The organism is Phenylobacterium sp. (assembly GCF_016793225.1).
GTDB lineage: Bacteria > Pseudomonadota > Alphaproteobacteria > Caulobacterales > Caulobacteraceae > Phenylobacterium.
Window position 1 is genome coordinate 1 of the sequence record NZ_JAEUMN010000042.1, and the last position, 17,676, is coordinate 17,676.

Annotated in this window: 17 protein-coding genes; 10 read left to right on the plus strand and 7 right to left on the minus strand. The window is 70.8% G+C overall.

Annotation, left to right across the window (positions count from 1 at the left end; translation table 11 throughout):
* Positions 1-795, minus strand: a 795-nt coding sequence (locus JNK30_RS04610; protein WP_293480626.1) for a hypothetical protein, incomplete at its 3' end; no start/stop codon positions are given.
* A 249-nt stretch (positions 796-1,044) separates the two neighbouring features.
* Between JNK30_RS04610 and JNK30_RS04615 the strand changes: the two genes are divergently transcribed.
* From JNK30_RS04615 to JNK30_RS04625, 3 genes are all read left to right on the plus strand, one after another.
* The gene (locus JNK30_RS04615) at positions 1,045-2,658 is read left to right on the plus strand and encodes an SUMF1/EgtB/PvdO family nonheme iron enzyme (RefSeq protein WP_293480627.1); all 1,614 of its coding nucleotides are present in this window, start codon (positions 1,045-1,047) and stop codon (positions 2,656-2,658) included.
* A gap of 73 nt (positions 2,659-2,731) precedes the next feature.
* Positions 2,732-3,955, plus strand: coding sequence for a putative DNA modification/repair radical SAM protein (locus JNK30_RS04620; RefSeq protein ID WP_293480629.1), 1,224 nt, complete (start codon positions 2,732-2,734; stop codon positions 3,953-3,955).
* Positions 3,955-5,424 (plus strand): UdgX family uracil-DNA binding protein, encoded by a 1,470-nt coding sequence (locus tag JNK30_RS04625; RefSeq protein WP_293480631.1) that lies wholly within the window; start codon positions 3,955-3,957, stop codon positions 5,422-5,424. Before JNK30_RS04620 ends, JNK30_RS04625 begins: the two co-directional genes overlap by 1 nt.
* Positions 5,425-5,532: 108 nt before the next feature.
* On the opposite strand, the gene JNK30_RS04630 is transcribed toward JNK30_RS04625, so the two are convergent.
* The 3 genes from JNK30_RS04630 to JNK30_RS04640 are packed head-to-tail and all read right to left on the minus strand — an operon-like array spanning position 5,533 to position 8,593.
* Positions 5,533-6,702: an MFS transporter gene (locus JNK30_RS04630; RefSeq protein ID WP_293480633.1), complete on the minus strand. Its 1,170-nt coding sequence runs from the start codon at positions 6,700-6,702 to the stop codon at positions 5,533-5,535.
* Positions 6,703-7,362 carry a TetR/AcrR family transcriptional regulator gene (locus tag JNK30_RS04635; RefSeq protein WP_293480635.1) on the minus strand — a complete coding sequence of 220 codons (660 nt, stop codon included), beginning with the start codon at positions 7,360-7,362 and terminating at the stop codon, positions 6,703-6,705.
* Between the two features lie 43 nt (positions 7,363-7,405).
* Positions 7,406-8,593, minus strand: a complete 1,188-nt coding sequence (locus tag JNK30_RS04640) for a VWA domain-containing protein (RefSeq protein ID WP_293480637.1) — start codon at positions 8,591-8,593, stop codon at positions 7,406-7,408.
* 105 nt (positions 8,594-8,698) lie between these two features.
* Between JNK30_RS04640 and solA the strand changes: the two genes are divergently transcribed.
* Entirely contained in the window at positions 8,699-9,799 is a 1,101-nt protein-coding gene (gene solA / locus JNK30_RS04645; RefSeq protein WP_293480639.1) for an N-methyl-L-tryptophan oxidase, read from the plus strand.
* A 6-nt stretch (positions 9,800-9,805) separates the two neighbouring features.
* Here the strand turns inward: solA and JNK30_RS04650 are convergent, their stop codons facing one another.
* Entirely contained in the window at positions 9,806-10,804 is a 999-nt protein-coding gene (locus JNK30_RS04650; protein ID WP_293480641.1) for an aldo/keto reductase, read from the minus strand.
* A 97-nt stretch (positions 10,805-10,901) separates the two neighbouring features.
* Here JNK30_RS04650 and JNK30_RS04655 point away from each other — a divergent pair, with 97 nt between their 5' ends.
* Positions 10,902-11,798, plus strand: a complete 897-nt coding sequence (locus JNK30_RS04655; protein WP_293480642.1) for a LysR family transcriptional regulator — start codon at positions 10,902-10,904, stop codon at positions 11,796-11,798.
* On the opposite strand, the gene JNK30_RS04660 is transcribed toward JNK30_RS04655, so the two are convergent.
* Together JNK30_RS04660 and JNK30_RS04665 are read right to left on the minus strand one after the other, a co-directional pair.
* Entirely contained in the window at positions 11,795-12,289 is a 495-nt protein-coding gene (locus tag JNK30_RS04660) for a recombinase family protein (RefSeq protein ID WP_293480644.1), read from the minus strand. The two genes, JNK30_RS04655 and JNK30_RS04660, sit on opposite strands and share 4 nt — an antisense overlap.
* Positions 12,290-12,444: 155 nt before the next feature.
* On the minus strand, positions 12,445-13,005 hold the full coding sequence (locus JNK30_RS04665; RefSeq protein ID WP_293480646.1) for a GNAT family N-acetyltransferase: 561 nt from the start codon (positions 13,003-13,005) through the stop codon (positions 12,445-12,447).
* On the opposite strand from JNK30_RS04665, the gene JNK30_RS04670 reads away from it, so the two are divergent.
* The 5 genes from JNK30_RS04670 to dxs are packed head-to-tail and all read left to right on the plus strand — an operon-like array spanning position 13,004 to position 17,666.
* Positions 13,004-13,927: a histone deacetylase family protein gene (locus JNK30_RS04670; protein ID WP_293480648.1), complete on the plus strand. Its 924-nt coding sequence runs from the start codon at positions 13,004-13,006 to the stop codon at positions 13,925-13,927. The two genes, JNK30_RS04665 and JNK30_RS04670, sit on opposite strands and share 2 nt — an antisense overlap.
* Before the next feature lie 32 nt (positions 13,928-13,959).
* Positions 13,960-14,574 carry a histidine phosphatase family protein gene (locus JNK30_RS04675; RefSeq protein WP_293480650.1) on the plus strand — a complete coding sequence of 205 codons (615 nt, stop codon included), beginning with the start codon at positions 13,960-13,962 and terminating at the stop codon, positions 14,572-14,574.
* Between the two features lie 41 nt (positions 14,575-14,615).
* Positions 14,616-14,858, plus strand: a complete 243-nt coding sequence (locus tag JNK30_RS04680) for an exodeoxyribonuclease VII small subunit (protein ID WP_293480652.1) — start codon at positions 14,616-14,618, stop codon at positions 14,856-14,858.
* A complete protein-coding gene (locus JNK30_RS04685; protein WP_293480707.1) occupies positions 14,855-15,736 on the plus strand; it encodes a polyprenyl synthetase family protein in 882 nt (293 codons plus the stop codon). The genes JNK30_RS04680 and JNK30_RS04685 overlap by 4 nt, the downstream gene beginning before the upstream one ends.
* Positions 15,737-15,752: 16 nt before the next feature.
* Complete coding sequence (gene dxs, locus JNK30_RS04690) at positions 15,753-17,666, plus strand: 1-deoxy-D-xylulose-5-phosphate synthase (protein WP_293480654.1); 1,914 nt, start codon at positions 15,753-15,755, stop codon at positions 17,664-17,666.
* Positions 17,667-17,676 lie beyond the last annotated feature (10 nt).

Genomic DNA, 17,676 nt, shown 5'->3' on the forward strand with positions numbered 1-17,676 from the left:
TAGCGAGCCGGTCAGCGCGTCGCCGAGGTTCGGCAGCTCGCCCGCCCGCAGGACGAAGCCGTCGGGCTGGCCCAGCAGGCGCGCGACGACGATCGGGGCCTTGCCGCTGGCGAAGAAGTTGCGGTCCAGCTCGCGCCGCGAATCCGCGCGATCCACGAAGGGGTCGAGGCCGGTGGCCACGTTCGGGCTGGCCGTGAACGCATAGCCCACCTCCGGAATGGCGAAGCTGAGGGCGATGGAGTTTTCCGGGGAGGTGAGGCGGAAGGTGAGCCCGTTCAGCTTGAGCGTGGCGTCGACGGAGTCACAGGGACTGACCACGGCCCCCGCCGGCAGGCCGAGACGGTCGTTGAACGCGGGATTCACGCGGCACCGGCTGACCAGGTCGAAGTTCTCGACGTCGAAGGTCGCGTCGGTCAGGGCGCTCACGGATTCCGCGCGGATCGCCAGGCTGTGGCTGCGGCCGGGCGAGCCGGGAATCAGCCGGGCGTTCGGCTCGGACGCCAGCACCTGCTGGATCGTGGGGTCGTTTGGCCCGAGGGTCACGCCGTTGGCCCGCGCGCCGTTGAGGAAGAAGCCTTCCAGCGACCATTGCGTCACCGCCGCGCCGCCGAACACCGTCGGCTGGCCGTTGGACTGTGTGGTGGCGGTGCTGGAGTAGACCTGCGGCATCCCCGGCGCGTACGCGCTGTGCTGGGTCTTCACGTCCAGGTCGAAGAACTGCGCATGAGCCGCTCCGCCTGCGGTGAGGCCGCATGCGGCGACGCAGGCGCCAAGCGCCCGCTTACTGAGATCCATGAGAGTGCCCCCAAAGCAAGAGGGGCGACGCGCTATACTGACAGAAGCGCTATTGAAATAGCCGTTTGTAGGGTCTTCTGCAAAAGAGCGACCTTCGTGAAGTTCACATATCGGAGTTATGATTGTATTCGTGAATCAGAAGTTAACGATGATTGCGGTCAGAAAGGGTTGACGTTGCGACAGGGTTGTTTGTTGCTTGTCACGTGAAGTAGAGCGGCCGATCGGGGGCTGCGGGAACTTGGGGGATCGATGTTCTGCGAAGCGGTGTGGCGCGCCCTGGCGTCGCTCGTGATGGTGCTTGCCGTGGGGTGCGGCGCTGCGGGCGCCGCCCAGGCCGCAGCGCCGCCCCGGCTGGCCCTTGTCGTGGCCAACAGCGGCTACAGGACCCTGCCGGCCCTGCCCAACGCGGCCAGGGACGGCGACGCCATCGCCGCCGCGCTCACGACGGCCAAGTTCGTCGACGCCTCCGGGGCCGGCGCGGTGCGGCCGCGCCGCGACCTGACGGACGCCCAGCTTCGCCAGGAGCTCGCCGACTTCGCGGCGGCGCTGGCGCGCGCGGGCGACGAGGCCTTCGGGGTGGTCTACTTCTCCGGCCACGGCGTGACCCTCGGCAGCGGCGGGAACGGCGCGCTGCTCCCCATCGACCAGGGGGCCGAGGTCCAGCCCGGCCTCGTCACCCGCACCGCCATCACCGACCAGCTCCTCGGCGCGGGCGCGCGCACGGTGGTGGTGATCCTGGACATGTGCCGCAGCCCGCTCGCCGCGCCGCCCGCCGAGGCCGAGGCGTCCAAGGGCCTGCGCATCGACGTCGCCACGGCGGCCGCGCCGACGGGCTCCAAGGGCCTGACGCGCTACGCCCCCGCGCAGCGGCGGCCGGATCAGGGCTACCTCGTGGCCTATTCCACCAGCCCGGATCAGCTCGCCTTCGACTCCGGCGTGTTCAGCCGCATCCTGGCCGAGGAGATCCGCCGCCCGTCGCAGAACGTCGCCGACGTCTTCAAGCGGGTCTCGGACCGCGTGGCGCTCGGGTCGGGGGCGAAGGCCTGGCAGAAGCCGACGTTCGACTACGGTCTGCAGGGCGATCCGCCGTGCTTCGTCAGCTGCAGCCCGCAGGCCGATGGCCAGCGCTTCTACGACTGCGCCAACTGTCCCTGGATGCGCGTGGTGCCGGCGGGCGACGGTCTCCTGGGCTCGCCGGCCAGCGAGGAGGCCCGGGGCCGCGACGAGCCCCTGGTCCGTTCCGTGCGGGTCGCGAAGCCGTTCGCGCTGGCGGTCTTCGAGTTGACCCTGAGCGAGTGGGCGGCCTGCGAGCTGGACGGCGCGTGCCGCAAGCGGCCGAACTGGTCGAAGGACAATCCCAATCCGCTGATCCCGGCGACCCACATCTCGTACGAGGACGCCCAGGCCTACGTCGCCTGGCTATCGGCCCGGTCGGGCCGCGCGTACCGGCTGCCGACGGAGGAGGAGTGGGAATACGCCGCCCGCGCCGGCGCCTCGTCGGCCTTCACCTTCGGCGACGACATCACGCCCAGCCAGGCCAACTACGATCACTCCGCCCGCTATCGCGGCTCTCCCGTGCTGCCCTACCGCGGCTACCCGGAGGCGGTGACCGGCTATCCGGCGAACGGCTTCGGCCTGGCCCAGATGGAGGGCAACGTGTGGGAGTGGACCTCGGCCTGTGTCGCGCCCGAGACGGCGGCCCGCTGCAAGGCGCGCGTGCTGCGCGGCGGCTCCTTCGAAAGCGCCCCGGCCGAACTGCGCCTCGCGAACCGCTTCCCCGTGCCGGACGACAAGGTGCGCGCCGACGTGGGCCTGCGCGTCGCCCGAGACCTCGACCCGGACGAGGGCCGCGCCTTGCCTTGACGACGCAGCGCCCGGCGAAAGAAACGCCACGGCCGCGCTTGCGTGAACAAAACTGGAACATTACGCTCCGGGCATGGTCGCCCTGACGCTCAAGCGCAAGCTTGCCATCCTGTCCGACGCCGCGAAGTACGACGCCTCCTGCGCCTCGTCGGGAAGCCGCAAGCGGGACTCCATGGGCGGGAAGGGCGTGGGCTCCACCGATGGCGGGATGGGGATCTGCCACGCCTATGCGCCGGACGGGCGCTGCATCAGCCTGCTGAAGATCCTGCTGACCAACTTCTGCGTCTACGACTGCGCCTACTGCGTGAACCGGGTCAGCTCGAACACGCCGCGCGCGCGGTTCTCGGTGGACGAGGTCGTCGACCTCACGCTGGGCTTCTACAAGCGCAACTACATCGAGGGCCTGTTCCTCTCGTCGGGCATCATCCGCAACGCCGACTACACCATGGAGGAGATCGTCCGCGTGGCGCGCACGCTGCGCGAGGTCCATGACTTCCGCGGCTACATCCACCTCAAGGTGATCCCCGAGGCGTCGCCGGCGCTCGTGAACGAGGCGGGCCTCTACGCCGATCGCGTCTCCATCAACATCGAGCTGCCCAAGGACGAGAGCCTGGCGAGCCTCGCGCCCGAGAAGGACGTGGTCGGCATCAAGAAGGCCATGGGCGCTGTGCGGGTTTCGGAGAGCGCGTCGAAGGAGAAGGGGCGGCGGACGCGCGCGCCCAGGTTCGCCCCGGCCGGACAGTCCACCCAGATGATCGTGGGCGCCGACGCGGCCGCGGATGGGGCGATCCTGAAACGGGCCGAGGGGCTGTACGGCGCCTATGGCCTGCGCCGCGTCTACTATTCCGCCTTCTCGCCCATTCCGGACGCCACCTCGCGGCTGCCCCTGCAGCGGCCGCCGCTGATCCGCGAGCACCGGCTCTACCAGGCCGACTGGCTGATGCGCTTCTACGGCTTCTCCCGGTCGGAGATCGCGGGCGAGGACGAAGACCTGGACTTGGCGATCGACCCCAAGCTGGCGTGGGCGCTCAAGCACCGCGGCGACTTCCCCGTGGATGTGAACACCGCCGACCGCCAACGCCTGCTGCGCGTGCCGGGGCTGGGCGTGAAGGCGGTGGGGCGCATCCTCGAGGTGCGCCGCTACAAGAGGCTGGAGCTTGCCGATATCGGCCGACTCTCGCGCAGCCTCGCCAAGCTGAAGCCCTTCCTGGTCGCCGCCGACTGGTCGCCCGGCGCCCTGACCGACCGCGCGGACCTGCGCGCCCGTGTCGAGCCCAAGCAGCTCGAGCTGTTCTGATGCCGGTGGTGCGGCTGGCCCACGAGACCGATTTCGACGGCTGGCGCGCGGCGGCCCGCGACCTGCGCGCCCAGGGCGTCCCGCCGTCCCAGGCGATCTGGACCGTCGACGGGGCGGCGGATCTGTTCGCGTCCCCGACGTCCGCCGGCGGCGTCGCCGTCTGCGAGGGAAGCGCATCGGCGACCCCGGCTGCGGCGCCGCCGGCCTTCACTGTCCCCAAGCCCTTCGTCGACCTGGCGCGGCAGGTGATCCAGCACCGGTCGGACGAGCGGTTCGACCTGCTCTACCGCCTGCTCTGGCGGTTGAAGGACGAGCCCGACCTCCTGCACATCCTGTCGGACCCCGAGGTGGCGCGGGCCAACGGATACGCGCGGGAAGTGAGCCGCGCGGCGCACAAGATGAAGGCCTTCGTCCGCTTCCGGCTGGTGCACGACGAGGAGGGGGAAGCCTATGTCGCCTGGTTCGAGCCGGCCCACCGGGTGACGGAATCGACCGCGCCGTTCTTCGTGAAGCGCTTCGCCAACATGCGCTTTTCGATCCTGACTCCGGACGTGTGCGTGCACTGGGACCTGAAGCAGCTGGCCGCCACGCCCGGCGCGGACCCCGCCGATGCGCCGCGCGAGGACGCGCTCGAGGACTACTGGAAGACCTACTACGCCTCGATCTTCAATCCGGCGCGCCTGAAGGTGGCCGCGATGCAGAAGGAGATGCCCAAGCGCTACTGGCGGAACCTGCCCGAGGCCGCCCTCATTCCCGAACTCATCGCCCAGGCCGAGTCCCGCACGAGCGACATGGTCCGTTCCGCGCCCACCGAACCCAGTCGCCGCGTGGTGAAGGCTGCGGTCCGCGCCAGCCGCGACGCCCCGTACGACGGTCAGGCGCCCGTCACGCTGGACGAGATCGCCGCCGGGGTGGACCACTGCCGCCGCTGCGACCTGTGGAAGGACGCGACCCAGGGCGTGCCGGGGGAGGGGCCCGGACGGGCCAGGCTGCTGTTCGTGGGCGAGCAGCCCGGCGACCAGGAGGATCTCGCCGGCCATCCGTTCGTGGGGCCTGCGGGCCAGATGTTCGACCGCGCGCTCGCCGCCGCCGGCGTCCCGCGCACCGAGACCTACGTCACCAACGCCGTGAAGCACTTCAAGCACGAGCTGACCGGCAAGCGGCGTCTGCACAAGACCCCCAACCCCGGCGAGGTGACCGCCTGCCGCTGGTGGCTGGACGCCGAACGGCGGATCGTCCGCCCGCGGGTCGTGGTCTGCCTGGGCGCCACCGCCGTGCTCTCGGTGTTCGGCAAGGCCATGCCCATCGGCAAGGCGCGCCAGCAGGCGCTGCAGCTGCCCGACCAGGCGCAGGGGGTGGTCACCTACCACCCGTCCTTCCTGCTGCGCGTGCCGGACGCGAAGGCCAAGCAGGAGGCGTTCGACGCGTTCGTGGAGGACCTGAAGTTCGCCTGGGCGCTGGCGGCCTAGAGCCTCACCCGTTCAGACGGAACCGTCTGAACGGGAAAATGAGGCTCTAGATCAATAACTTGAGCGCGTTCGGATCCGAAAACCGGTTCCCACTTTTCGGAACGCGCTCTAGAGCGGACCGGGACGCCGGAGGCGAAGCAGCCCCCACGCCGCGAAGCCCGCGCCCACCAGGGCCAGCAGGGCTCCATAGGCGGCGAAGGCCCATTGGTACGTCGACCGCTGCGCCAGCAGGCCGAAGCTCAGCATCAGCACGCTGGTGGAGGCCTGCATCGTCAGGCCCTTCACCGACGCCACGGTCGCCCGCGTCTCGGGGCGCAGGGCGTGCTGGAAGCGCGCGTCGGCGTTGGTGTCCACGATCCAGTAGAGGCCGACGAAGGCCATGAGGAAGCCGACCGACCATGCGCGGTAGCTCGCGGCGGCGGCGACGATCGCGAGGCCTGCCAGCATGAGCAGCCCATGCAGCACCCGTGGCGGCAGGTCGCGCAGCCTGTGCGCCAGGGCCGCGGCCACGGCGCCGACGGCCGAGATCGCCGCCACGAACAGGCCGATCGCCGGCTTGGGCAGGCCCACCTCGTGGCCGAACAGCGGCCAGTAGTCGGCGAGCGCCGAGACGACGGACTGCATGGCGGCGATGAAGACGAGCAGGCCGAGGACGCCGGGGAGCCTCGCCGCCTCGCCGGCGCCGCGCCGCAGGTGCGCCAGGTAGCCGCCCCGCCGGACGGCGGTGAGGCGCGGCGCGGGCGGCAGGGCCAGCGCCGCCGCGGCCGCGCCCAGCCCGGTGGCGATGCTGGCCCAGATGAGGGCGTCGTAGCCCAGCGACGCCGCCGCGCCCGCGCCGAGCGCCCCGGCCACCACGCCGGCGAACCTCGCGGCCTGGGTGCGCCCGAAGACGCGGATGTATTCGGCCTCCTGGCCGCGGGCCTTCAGGTCGTCGAAGACCGCCGCCTCGAAGGCGCCGGAGAGGGTGGCGCTCTTCATGCCCCAGAGCATGAGGCCCACGAGGAATCCCCAGAAGTTCGGGAAGGCCAGCCAGACCAGGAAGCCTGCGCAGCGCACCACCTGGGCGATCGACATCAGCCAGCGCCGGGAGAAGCGGTCGGCCAGGACGCCGAAGGGCACCTCCAGCACCAGGCAGACCAGCGACCATGCGGCGAGCACCAGGCCGATCTGCGCCGCCGACAGGCCGCGCTCGGCGAACATCACCGTGTAGAACGGGTAGATCAGGACGAAGGCGTCGAGGAACCTCAGCGCGCAGGCGCCGAGGAGAAGCCGGCGCACCTAGGCCAGGAAGCCGGCTTCGGCGAAGTCCAGCATCCGTCGCAGCAGCGCCTCGACGTCGCCCTCGCGAGTCAGGCCGCCGGACAGGTGGTGCAGCCGGTCGAACTCGGCGAAGCGGTTGTTGTGGACCATGCCCAGCACGAAGTGCAGCCGCCAGTAGACGTCTTCCTTGGGCAGGTCGGGCCGCGCCGCCATCAGCGCGCCGGCGAACCGCTCGAGGTGGGAGACGTCGGTCTTCAGGACCTCGCGCATCTCGGCCGTGCCTTCGGACCGGGCGCGGATGATGAACTGCATCGAGATGCGGCGGTCGTTGTCGGGCGCCGCCCAGCGCATGGGCGGGGCGAAGTAGCACTCCAGGATGTCGCGGACGGGCGGCTTGCCGCCGTGGCGGCTGGTGGCCTCGTGCAGCATCCGGGCCCGCTCGCGGTTGAGCTCGCTGGTGCGCCGCCGGAAGATCTCGAACAGCAGCGCGTCCTTGGACCCGAAGTGGTAGTTCACGCTGGCCAGGTTGACGCCCGCCTCGGCGGTGATGTCGCGCACCGAGACGTTCTGGAAGCCGTGCAGCGCGAAGAGGCGCTCGGCGGCGTTGAACACCGCCTGCTTGGTCGCGGCCTGGGCCTCCTCGGTCTCGGCGGCGTCCTGAAGAAGGGGATCGGTCATGCGAATCCCTCGTGCATCCGCCAGCTTAGGCCGAAGCTGGCGCTCAGCGCGACAGCTCCTTCATCGCCTTCTCGAGCCCGTCGATGGTGAGCGGATACATCCGGTCGCCGACGAGCTGCTTCATCAGGCCGATGGAGGGCGTGTAGTCCCAGTGCCGCTCGGCGGTGGGGTTCAGCCAGACGACCGAGTCGTAGATCTGGCTGACCCGATCCATCCAGACCGCGCCGGCCTCCTCGTTCCAGTGCTCCACCGAGCCGCCCGGATAGGTGATCTCGTAAGGGCTCATGGTCGCGTCGCCCACGAAGATAACCTTGTAGTCGTGCGGATACTTGTGGAGGATGTCGTAGGTGTTGAGCTTCTCGGTATGCCGGCGCCGGTTGTCCTTCCACACGCCCTCGTACAGGCAGTTGTGGAAGTAGAAGAACTCCATGTTCTTGAATTCCGAGCGCGCGGCGCTGAACAGCTCCTCGCAGATCTTGATGTGGCTGTCCATCGAGCCGCCGACATCCAGGAACAGCAGCACGCTGATCTTGTTCCGGCGTTCGGGCCGCATGTTGATGTCGAGGTAGCCCTTCTCGGCCGTGCCCTTGATGGTCTTGTCCATGTCCAGCTCCTCGACGGAGCCGTCCCGGACCCATTTGCGCAGGCGGCGCAGCGCGACCTTGATGTTGCGGGTGCCCAGCTCGACCTGGTCGTCGAGGTTCTTGTACTCGCGCTTGTCCCAGACCTTGATGGCGCGCCCGTGGCGGCCCTTCTCCTGGCCGACGCGGATGCCCTCGGGATGGTAGCCGTTGGCGCCGAAGGGGTTCGACCCGTCGGGCCGGCCGCCGCGCTGGCCTTCGCCGTCCTCGCCGTCCTGGCCTTCCTTGCGGCGGCGCGCCTGCTCGGCCAGCGCCTCCATCAGCTTCTCGAAGCCGCCCATGGCCTCGATCTGCGCCTTCTCCTCGTCGGTGAGGAACTTGTCGGCGAGCCGCTTCAGCCACTCGGCGGGGATGTCGGCGATCACGTCGTCCGACAGGTTCTCCATGCCCTTGAAGACGTGGCCGAAAACCTTGTCGAACTTGTCGAGGTTCTTCTCGTCCTTCACCAGGGCCGAGCGGGACAGGTAGTAGAAGTCGTCGACCGTGCGGTCGATGACCTGCTTGTCCATCGCCTCCATGAGGATGAGGTATTCCTTGAGCGTCACCGGCACCTTGGCTTCGCGGAGCTCGGTGAAGAAGCGCATGAACATGGGGGAGGGCCCCTTGGGGTCGAACGTTCGTTTGAACGCGAAGGATGGGGCGTCGGGCGCCCGATGTCCAGTGCGCGCGGGAGGCGCCGGCGGGCGGGGCGGCGCATGACGCGGACCTGCGACGTCGTGGTCGTGGGGCTCGGCGTGATGGGCGCGGCGGCGATGGCCAGCCTGTCGCGGCGCGCCGCCGTGATCGGGATCGAGCGGGCCGAGCCCGGCCACATCGGCGGCTCGTCGTGGGGCGAGAGCCGGATGATCCGCCTGTCGAACTTCGAGAACCCCGGCTACGCGCCGCTCGTCCGGCGGTCTGTGGAGCTGTGGGACGACCTGGAGCAGGGCGGCGAGCCCGTGTTCCTGCGGGTGGGCGTGCTCGAGGCGGGGCCGCCCGACGGCGCGCTGATGGCCGGCACGCGCGCGGCCGCCGCGGCCGGGGGCTTTGCCGGAGAACCGCTGACGCCGGCCGAGGCCGGGGAGCGCTTTCCCGCGGTTGCTTTGCCGGCCGGCTGGACCGCCACGCTCCAGCCCGGCGCGGGCCTGCTGCGGGCCGACCTGGGCGTCCGTCGCCTGCTGGCCGCGGCGACGGCCCGGGGCGCCGAGATGCTGTGTGGGGTGGGCGTCCGCCAGGTGAGCGACACCGCCGCGGGCGTCACGGTGGTGCTGGACGACGGCGAGCAGATCCAGGCCGCGGCCGCCGTGATCACGGCGGGACAGGAGATCGCCGAGCTGGTCCCGGCGCTCGGGCCGCACCTCCGCGTCCGCCCGCAGGTGCTCGGCTGGTACCGGTCGGAGCGGCCGCAGCTGGTGGGGCCGGAACGGCTCCCCGCCTTCGCCTTCGACGATCCGGAGGGCTTCCTCTACGGCTTTCCGGATTTCGCGGGCGCGGGCGTCAAGGCCGGCTTCCACCGCTTCGACGACGATCCTGTCGATCCCGTCACCGAGGCCGAGCGGGTCCGGCGGCATCTGCAGCGCTTCCTGGGGCCGCTGGCGCCGGCGCACCGGATCGGAACCTGCGGCTACACCATCACGCCGGACGAGGAGTTCGTCATCGACCGGGATCCGGACCGCGACAACGTGTGGTTCGCTTCGGCCTGCTCCGGCCACGGCTTCAAGTTCGCGCCAGCCATCGGCGAGATGCTGGCCGACCTGGCGCTCGGCCGGACGCCCGCGTGCGACCCGTCCCCCTATGCGCTGGCCCGGTTCGCCTAGAGCGCCCTAGCCGCGCTCGCTGTCCAGGGACGGCATCATCATCGTGGGATAGCGGTCGCCCGATCCCGAGCCTTTCGGGACCGCCGCCTCGATCGTCGCCAGCTGCTCGGGCATGAGCTTGGCCGCGATGCCGCCCAGCGCTTCGGCCAGCCGGGCTCGGGTCCGGGCCCCGACGAGGGGCACGATGTCGTCGCCCTGGGCCGCCACCCACGCGATCGCCGCCTGCGCAGGCGTCAGGCCCACGCTCTGCGCCGCCGCCCGCAGCCGCTCGGTGATGGCGAGGTTCTTCGTCAGGTTCTCGCCCTGGAAGCGGGGGGTGAGGGCGCGGAAGTCGCCCTTCGCCGGGTCCAGGTGGCCCAGCCCGTGCCCGCCGATCAGCCCGCGCACCAGGACGCCGTAGGCCGTGATCCCTATCCCCAGCTCGCGGGTGGTCTTCAGCAGGCTGTCCTCGATGCCGCGCGCCAGCAGGCTGTACTCGATCTGCAGGTCGACGATGGGATGGACGGCGGCGGCGCGCCGGATCGTCTCCGAGCCCACCTCCGAGAGGCCGATGTGGCGCACCCAGCCCGCCTGCACGCACTCGGCGATGGCGCCCACCGTGTCCTCGATGGGCACGTTCGGATCCAGGCGCGAGGGCCGGTAGATGTCGATGTGGTCCACGCCCAGCCGCTGAAGGGTGTAGGCGAGCGAGGTCTTCACGGCCGCCGGGCGCGCGTCGAACCCGAGGAACGAGCGGTCGGGCGCGCGCTGGCCGCCGAACTTCACGGAGAGCACGAGTCTGTCGCGGGGCAGGGTCCTCAGCGCCTCGCCGATCAGCATCTCGTTGTGGCCCATGCCGTAGAAGTCGCCGGTGTCGATGAGGGTGATCCCGGCCTCCACCGCCGCGGCGATCGTCGCGAGGCTCTCGGCGCGGTCCGCGTCGCCGTAGAAGTCGCTCATCCCCATGGCGCCCAGGCCGAGGGCGGACACCTCGGGCCCCGTCCGGCCCAGCGTTCGCGTGTGCATCTTCGACTCCATCTTCGTCCTGGGGCGACGAGATAGCGGTCGTCGTTCAGTCGGATAACCGGCATAATCGCGCACAAACTGTGCGGATCATCGAACAATGCAACGCTCGGACCTTACGGCGCTCGACAGTTTTGCCGCGGTGGCTCGCCACCGGAACTTCCGCCGCGCGGCGGTAGAGCTGGGCGTTTCCGCCTCGACCCTCAGCCAGGCGGTGCGCGACCTGGAGGCCCGCCTGAACGTGCGCCTGCTGAACCGGACGACGCGCTCTGTGGCGCCGACGGCGGCCGGGAGGGCCCTCCTCGAGCGGCTGGGACCTGCCCTGGCCGAGATCGCCGACGCCGTCAGCGAGGTGCGTTCGGCGCAGTCCGAGCCCTCGGGTCCGCTGCGCATCAATGCGCCGGAGCCGGCCGTCGAGCTGGTGCTGGCGCCGATGATCGCCGGCTTCCTGGCCGCCTACCCGGCGGTCCGCCTGGAACTCGTGAGCGAGACCGGGTTCATCGACATCGTGGCCGAGGGCTACGACGCGGGCGTGCGTTGGGGCGAGAGCCTGGCGCAGGACATGGTGGCGGTGTCCCTGGGGCCTCCCCAGCGATACGTGGTCGCCGCCGCGCCGGACCTGGTCGCGCGGGTCGGCGCGCCACGACATCCGCGCGACCTCCTGGAGCGGCCGTGCCTGCGCAATCGCTTCCCGAGCGGGGCCATGCCCCCCTGGGAATTCGAGAAGGCCGGGGAGACGGTGCGGGTCTCGCCGACGGGCCCGCTGGTGGCCAGCGGCCCGGGCGCCTTGATCCGCGCGGCCCTGGACGGGCTGGGCTTCGTGGCGCTGTTCGACGGCTACGTGGTCCCGCACCTGGCGAGCGGGCGGCTGGTGGAGGTGCTCGCCGACTGGTCCGAACCCTTCCCGGGCCCGTTCCTCTACTACCCCAGCCGCCGCACCCTGCCCTCGGCGCTGCGCGCGTTCGTCGACTACGTCCGCGCCGAGCGGAGAGGCTAGGCCTCGGCCGCCTCGACCGCCTTCAGCTTGCGCCACACCGTCATGCGCGAGACGCCCAGCCGGCGGGCGATCTCGACCGGGCCGACGCCGGCGCGCTGAAGGGCGTGGATCTCGTCGGCGGCGGCGGCAGGCCGGCGCCGACGTGCGCCGCCGGCGGGCTCGATGGCGGCGACGGCCTCGAGGACCGCGCGCAGCGTACGCCCGCTCTCGCCCCGGCTGGTGAGTGCCGGGTGCAGGACGACCAGGGCGGCGTTCCGGCGCTCGAGACGATCCAGGGCGTCGAGCAGGCCGCGCGCGCCGGGCGCGAGGCACTCGAGGCGCGTGACCACCAGCTCATCGCCCGCGCCGATGAACTCCAGGATCGAGGTCAGCGTCTGACCGTCGCCGCCGGGCTCTTCGGCGCGCACCACCTGGCAGCCCGCGGCCTTGAGGGCCGTGGTGTCGTCGTGTGCGCTCGCGTCCCGCAGCCGAACGTAACCGATCCTCAGCATCCCCACCGCCGATATCGTGACCCGCCGAATACCGGTCAACGTCCCAAACGGTGGCCGTATCGCCAAGATGCACAAAGGTTAAATCGCAGCAATGAAAGCTTAGAGCTCGTGCAGATTGCGGCAAGAATGTGTCGCAAATGCGTGAACTGTGGCGGCTAGCCAGAAAAACTATTGCCGCTTCGACGAAGGATGAACTCGCGGTCCACTGTACGGCCGACCTTGAATCCGTATTCGCCGACCTTCGCGAAGCCGTGGCGCTCGTAGAACCGTTGCGCGCCGTAGTTCTCCGACCAGACGCCGATCCACACGTCCCGCGGTCCGCCGGCCTGGAGCCAGGCCATGACCTCGGCGAACAGGCGTCCGCCCACGCCGGCGCCCTGACGATCCTTCACGAAGTAGATGCGCTTGAGTTCGCCGCAGGCCGGCGTGACGTCGTCGTGGGGCAGGGCGCATGGGCCGGCCAGCGCGTATCCGATGGGGCGGTCGCCATCCTCCACCAGCCACAGCGCCTTGGCCGGATCGGCCAGGTCGGCGCGGGTCCGCTCCAGGCTGTAGGCCTCGACCAGGTAGTCGGCGAGGTCGGCCGGGTCGTACAGGTGGGCGAAGGTGTCGCTGAACGTGCGCGCGCCGAGTTCGGCGAGGATTTCGGCGTCCTCGGGTCGCGCCCGCCGGATCACAGGACCCGCCGCGGCGGAAGTTGGGTTAGGATGCAGCATGACCGTCGCCCTCTACACCCACCTCGACATGTTCGACCACCGGCCCGGCGAACGTCACCCCGAGCGGCCCGAACGGCTCAAGGCTGTGGCCGACGCCCTGTCGGACTCCGACCTGGACCTCGCGCCGAACGACGCCCCGCTCGTCGACGAGGCCGATCTCCTGCGGGTGCACGACAAGGCCTACCTGGACGACATCGCCGCGCGCGCGCCGACCAGCGGCCGGCTCGTGCTGGATCCCGACACCGCGATGTCCTCGGGCAGCCTCACCGCTGCGCGCCGCGCCGCGGGCGCCGTGGTCCAGGCTGTGCGCGACGTGGCGGCCGGCAAGGCGGACCGTGCGTTTTGCGCCGTCCGACCGCCGGGCCATCACGCCGAACCCGGGCTGCCGATGGGATTCTGCATCTTCTCGAACGTCGCGGTGGCCGCGCGCGTCGCCCAGGCGTCGGGTTTCCAGAAGGTCGCCGTCGTCGACTTCGACATCCACCACGGCAACGGGACCCAGGCCGCGCTCGGCGGCCGCCCGGGTCTGTTCTTCGCCTCCATCCAGTCCTGGCCCATGTGGCCCGGGACCGGGCACCCCTCGGAGCCGGTTCCGGACAACATCGTGAACACGGTCTCGCCCGAAGGCGCGCCGGCCGCGGTCTGGCGCAAGGCGTTCGAGCAGCTGATGGAGCGGGTGGACGCCTTCGCGCCCGACCTGATTCTCGTGTCGGCCGGCTTCGACGCCCACGCCCGCGACCCCGTCGGCGGCGGCGGCCAGAGCCTGGAGGAGACCGACTTCGCCTGGGCGACGCGGGCCATCGCCGACGTGGCCAACCGGCGCGCGAAGGGGCGGGTTGTGTCCTCCCTCGAGGGCGGCTACGACCTCCAGGCTCTGGGCCGTTCGGCGCTCGCGCACGTCAGAGCCCTCGGCGAGGGGTAGGGGCGAACACCGGCCGTGCACATTCCGGATCCATGGCCAGCGTCCTGACCGAAGACAAGACGGCCCCGCCGCTGCGGCATGGCGCGATCATCCTGGCGCGCCACGGGGAGCCGCACGTGTCGCGCAAGGTGCGGCTCTCGGCGTCCGAGTACCGCACGTTCTGGGCCAACTACGAACTGCTCGGGCTGCTGCCCGGCCAGACGCCGCCCGAGGCGCTGCGCCGCTTCGTCGACGAGTGCGGGACGCTGGTGTCGTCGACCCGCCTGCGCGCCGTCGAAAGCGCCCAGACCCTGGCCGGCGAGCGCGTGTTCGAGCGCCACGAACTGCTGATCGAGGCGCCGCTGCCGCCCCCGAACCTGCCCCGCTGGCTGAGGCTGTCGCCCCGGATCTGGGGCTTCCTCGCTCGCGTCTGGTGGTGGTTCTTCGACCACCACGAGGGCCAGGAGCGGCGCAGCGAGGCCGAGATCCGCGCCGACCGCGCCGCCGCCATGCTCATCGGCCTCGCCGCCGGAGGCGAGAACGTCGTGGTCCTGGCCCACGGCTTCTTCAACTACATGATCGGCCGCTCCCTGCGCCGGCTCGGGTGGCGGCTCGTGAAGAGCGAGGGCTACAAGTACTGGTCCATGCGCCGGTTCGAGCGCGGCTGAGGGGATGGATTCGCCGGCGTCCCGCGCCTAAAGGAGCAGCCATGTCCGAGCCCGCCGACATCGCCGCCATGAGCTTCGAGACCGCGCTCTCCGAACTGGAGCAGATCGTCGGCCGCCTGGAGTCCGGCCAGGCGCCGCTGGAGGACTCGATCCGGCTCTACGAGCGCGGGGCCGCCCTGAAGGCGCACTGCGAACAGAAGCTCAAGGAGGCGAGCCTGCGGGTCGAGAAGATCGTCATGGGCGCCGGCGGGACGCCCGGCGTCGAACCCGCCGAGTTCGGCTGATGGATCTCTCCCGCCGGGTGGCCGAGGCTGCCGACCTGGTCACCGTGGCGCTGGACGAACTGCTGCCGCGCGCCGACGGGCCCGAGGCGCGGCTCACCGAGGCTATGCGCTATGCGGCGCTGAGCGAAGGCAAGCGGCTGCGCACCTTCTTCGCCCTCGAGACCGGGCGGATGTTCGACCTGGACGAGACCTCGGTGCTGCGCGCGGCCTGCGCGCTCGAGTGCATCCACGCCTACAGCCTGGTCCATGACGATCTGCCCTGCATGGACGACGACGACCTGCGCCGCGGCCGGCCGACGGTGCACCGCGCCTACGACGAGATGACGGCCGTGCTGGCGGGCGACGCCCTGCAGGCGGCCGCCTTCGAGATCCTGGCCCACCCCGACACCCATCCCGACGGCGGCGTCCGGGCCGAGCTGGTGGCCAAGCTGGCGCTCGCGGCGGGCGCGCGGGGCATGGTGGGCGGCCAGATGATCGACATGCTGGGCGTTCGCGACGACCTGGGCGGCGTGGCCCGGATGCAGCGGCTGAAGACGGGCGCCCTGATCACCTGCGCCTTCGAGCTGCCGTTGGTGCTGGCGCACGCGCAGGAGGCCGAGCGGCACGCCCTGCTGAACTTCGCCCACGACCTGGGACTGGGCTACCAGATCGTCGACGACCTGCTGGATGCGGAGGGCAGCGAGGAATCCGTCGGCAAGGCCGTCGGCAAGGACGCCTCGAAGGGGAAGGCCAACTTCGTGACGCTGCTGGGCGTCGAGGCGGCGCGCGAGCGCCTCGGGCTGCTCAAGTCCCAGACGAAAAGTCACCTGGATGCGTTCGGGCCGCGGGCTGATTTCCTGCGGGCGAGCGTCGATTTCGTGCTAGAGCGCCGCACCTGAGCCCGAGGACGTAGCGTTGCCTGAAACACCCCTGCTCGACACCGTTTCCTCGCCGGCCGACACCCGAAAGTTCTCGATCGCCCAGCTGCGGCAGCTGGCGGACGAACTGCGGGCCGAGACCATCGATGCGGTGTCGCAGACCGGCGGGCACCTGGGCGCGGGCCTCGGGGTGGTCGAGCTGACGGTGGCCCTGCACCACGTCTACGAGACGCCGCAGGACATCCTGATCTGGGACGTGGGCCACCAGGCCTATCCGCACAAGATCCTCACCGGGCGGCGAAGCCGCATCCGCACCCTGCGGCAGGGCGGCGGCCTCTCCGGGTTCACCAAGCGCAGCGAGAGCGAGTACGACCCCTTCGGCGCGGCCCACGCCGCCACGTCGATCTCGGCTGCCCTGGGCTTCGCCGCCGCGCGCGACGCCGACGGCCGGGAGAACAAGGTGGTGGCCGTCATCGGCGACGGTTCGATGAGCGCCGGCATGGCCTACGAGGCCATGAACAACGCCTGCGAGACCACCAAGCAGCTCACCGTCATCCTCAACGACAACGACATGTCGATCGCCCCGCCGGTGGGCGGGATGAGCGCCTACTTCGCCCGGCTGGTCTCCGGGGGCGGCTACCAGTCGATCCGCAACCTCGGCAAGTCGGTGGCCAAGGCCTTCCCACGGCCGATGCGCGAGGCGGCCCGCAAGGCCGAGGAGTTCGCCCGCGGCATGGTGACCGGCGGCACGCTCTTCGAGGAGCTGGGCTTCTACTACGTCGGGCCGATCGACGGGCACGACATGGACGCCCTGGTCCACGTGCTCCAGAACGCCCGCAAGATCGACGACAAGCCGGTCCTCGTCCACGTGGTCACCCACAAGGGCAAGGGCTATGCGCCGGCTGAGAACGCGGCCGACAAGTACCACGGCGTGGTCAAGTTCGACGTGGTCACCGGCCAGCAGGCCAAGGGGCAACCCGGCGCGCCGCAGTACACCAAGGTGTTCGCGCAGGAGCTGATCAAGCACGCCGAGCGCGATCCCAAGATCATGGCCATCACCGCCGCCATGCCGTCGGGGACCGGCCTGGACCTGTTCGGGCAGAAGTTCCCGGAGCGCACCTTCGACGTGGGCATCGCCGAGCAGCACGCGGTGACGTTCGCGGCCGGCCTCGCGGCCGACGGCATGAAGCCGTTCTGCGCGATCTATTCGACCTTCCTGCAGCGCGGCTACGACCAGGTCGTCCACGACGTGGCGATCCAGGGGCTTCCCGTCCGCTTCGCCCTCGACCGCGCAGGTCTGGTGGGCGCCGACGGCGCCACCCACGCGGGCTCCTTCGACATCGGCTTCCTGGGCCAGCTCCCGGGCATGGTGGTGATGGGGCCGTCCGACGAGGCCGAGCTCGCCGCGGCGATCGCCACCGCGGTCGCCATCGACGACCGTCCGTCCGCCTTCCGCTATCCCCGCGGCGAGGGCCTGGGCGTCGCGATCCCCGAGTTCGCCAAACCGCTGGAGATCGGCCGGGGCCGCATCGTGCGCGAGGGGACGGCGGTCGCCATCCTGTCGTTCGGCACGCGCCTGGGCGAGAGCCTGAAGGCCGCCGACATGCTGGCCGCCCGCGGGCTGTCCGCCACGGTCGCCGACGCCCGCTTCGCCAAGCCCCTGGACCTGGACCTGCTGCTGCGCCTGGCGCGCGAGCACGAGGCGCTGATCACCGTCGAGGAAGGCTCGATGGGCGGCTTCGGGGCGTTCGTCCTGCATGCGCTCGCCGAGCACGGCGCGCTGGATCGCGGCCTGAAGATCCGCACGCTCACGCTGCCCGACATCTTCCAGGACCACGACAAGCCCGAGGCGATGTACGCCCAGGCCGGCCTCGACGCCGAGGGCATCGTGCGCGGCGCCCTGTCCGCGCTGGGCGCCGACAACGCCAGCGTCGCCGGGCGGCGGGCCTGAGCCCCGAAAG

Bases quoted from the DNA above. Each gene is read 5' to 3' on its own strand.
- JNK30_RS04615 (WP_293480627.1), top strand. From the start codon at position 1,045: ATGTTCTGCGAAGCGGTGTGGCGCGCCCTGGCGTCGCTCGTGATGGTG.
- JNK30_RS04620 (WP_293480629.1), top strand. From the start codon at position 2,732: ATGGTCGCCCTGACGCTCAAGCGCAAGCTTGCCATCCTGTCCGACGCC.
- JNK30_RS04625 (WP_293480631.1), top strand. From the start codon at position 3,955: ATGCCGGTGGTGCGGCTGGCCCACGAGACCGATTTCGACGGCTGGCGC.
- JNK30_RS04635 (WP_293480635.1), bottom strand. From the start codon at position 7,362: ATGACCGATCCCCTTCTTCAGGACGCCGCCGAGACCGAGGAGGCCCAG.
- JNK30_RS04640 (WP_293480637.1), bottom strand. From the start codon at position 8,593: ATGTTCATGCGCTTCTTCACCGAGCTCCGCGAAGCCAAGGTGCCGGTG.
- solA (WP_293480639.1), top strand. From the start codon at position 8,699: ATGACGCGGACCTGCGACGTCGTGGTCGTGGGGCTCGGCGTGATGGGC.
- JNK30_RS04650 (WP_293480641.1), bottom strand. From the start codon at position 10,804: ATGCACACGCGAACGCTGGGCCGGACGGGGCCCGAGGTGTCCGCCCTC.
- JNK30_RS04655 (WP_293480642.1), top strand. From the start codon at position 10,902: ATGCAACGCTCGGACCTTACGGCGCTCGACAGTTTTGCCGCGGTGGCT.
- JNK30_RS04660 (WP_293480644.1), bottom strand. From the start codon at position 12,289: ATGCTGAGGATCGGTTACGTTCGGCTGCGGGACGCGAGCGCACACGAC.
- JNK30_RS04670 (WP_293480648.1), top strand. From the start codon at position 13,004: ATGACCGTCGCCCTCTACACCCACCTCGACATGTTCGACCACCGGCCC.
- JNK30_RS04665 (WP_293480646.1), bottom strand. From the start codon at position 13,005: ATGCTGCATCCTAACCCAACTTCCGCCGCGGCGGGTCCTGTGATCCGG.
- JNK30_RS04675 (WP_293480650.1), top strand. From the start codon at position 13,960: ATGGCCAGCGTCCTGACCGAAGACAAGACGGCCCCGCCGCTGCGGCAT.
- JNK30_RS04680 (WP_293480652.1), top strand. From the start codon at position 14,616: ATGTCCGAGCCCGCCGACATCGCCGCCATGAGCTTCGAGACCGCGCTC.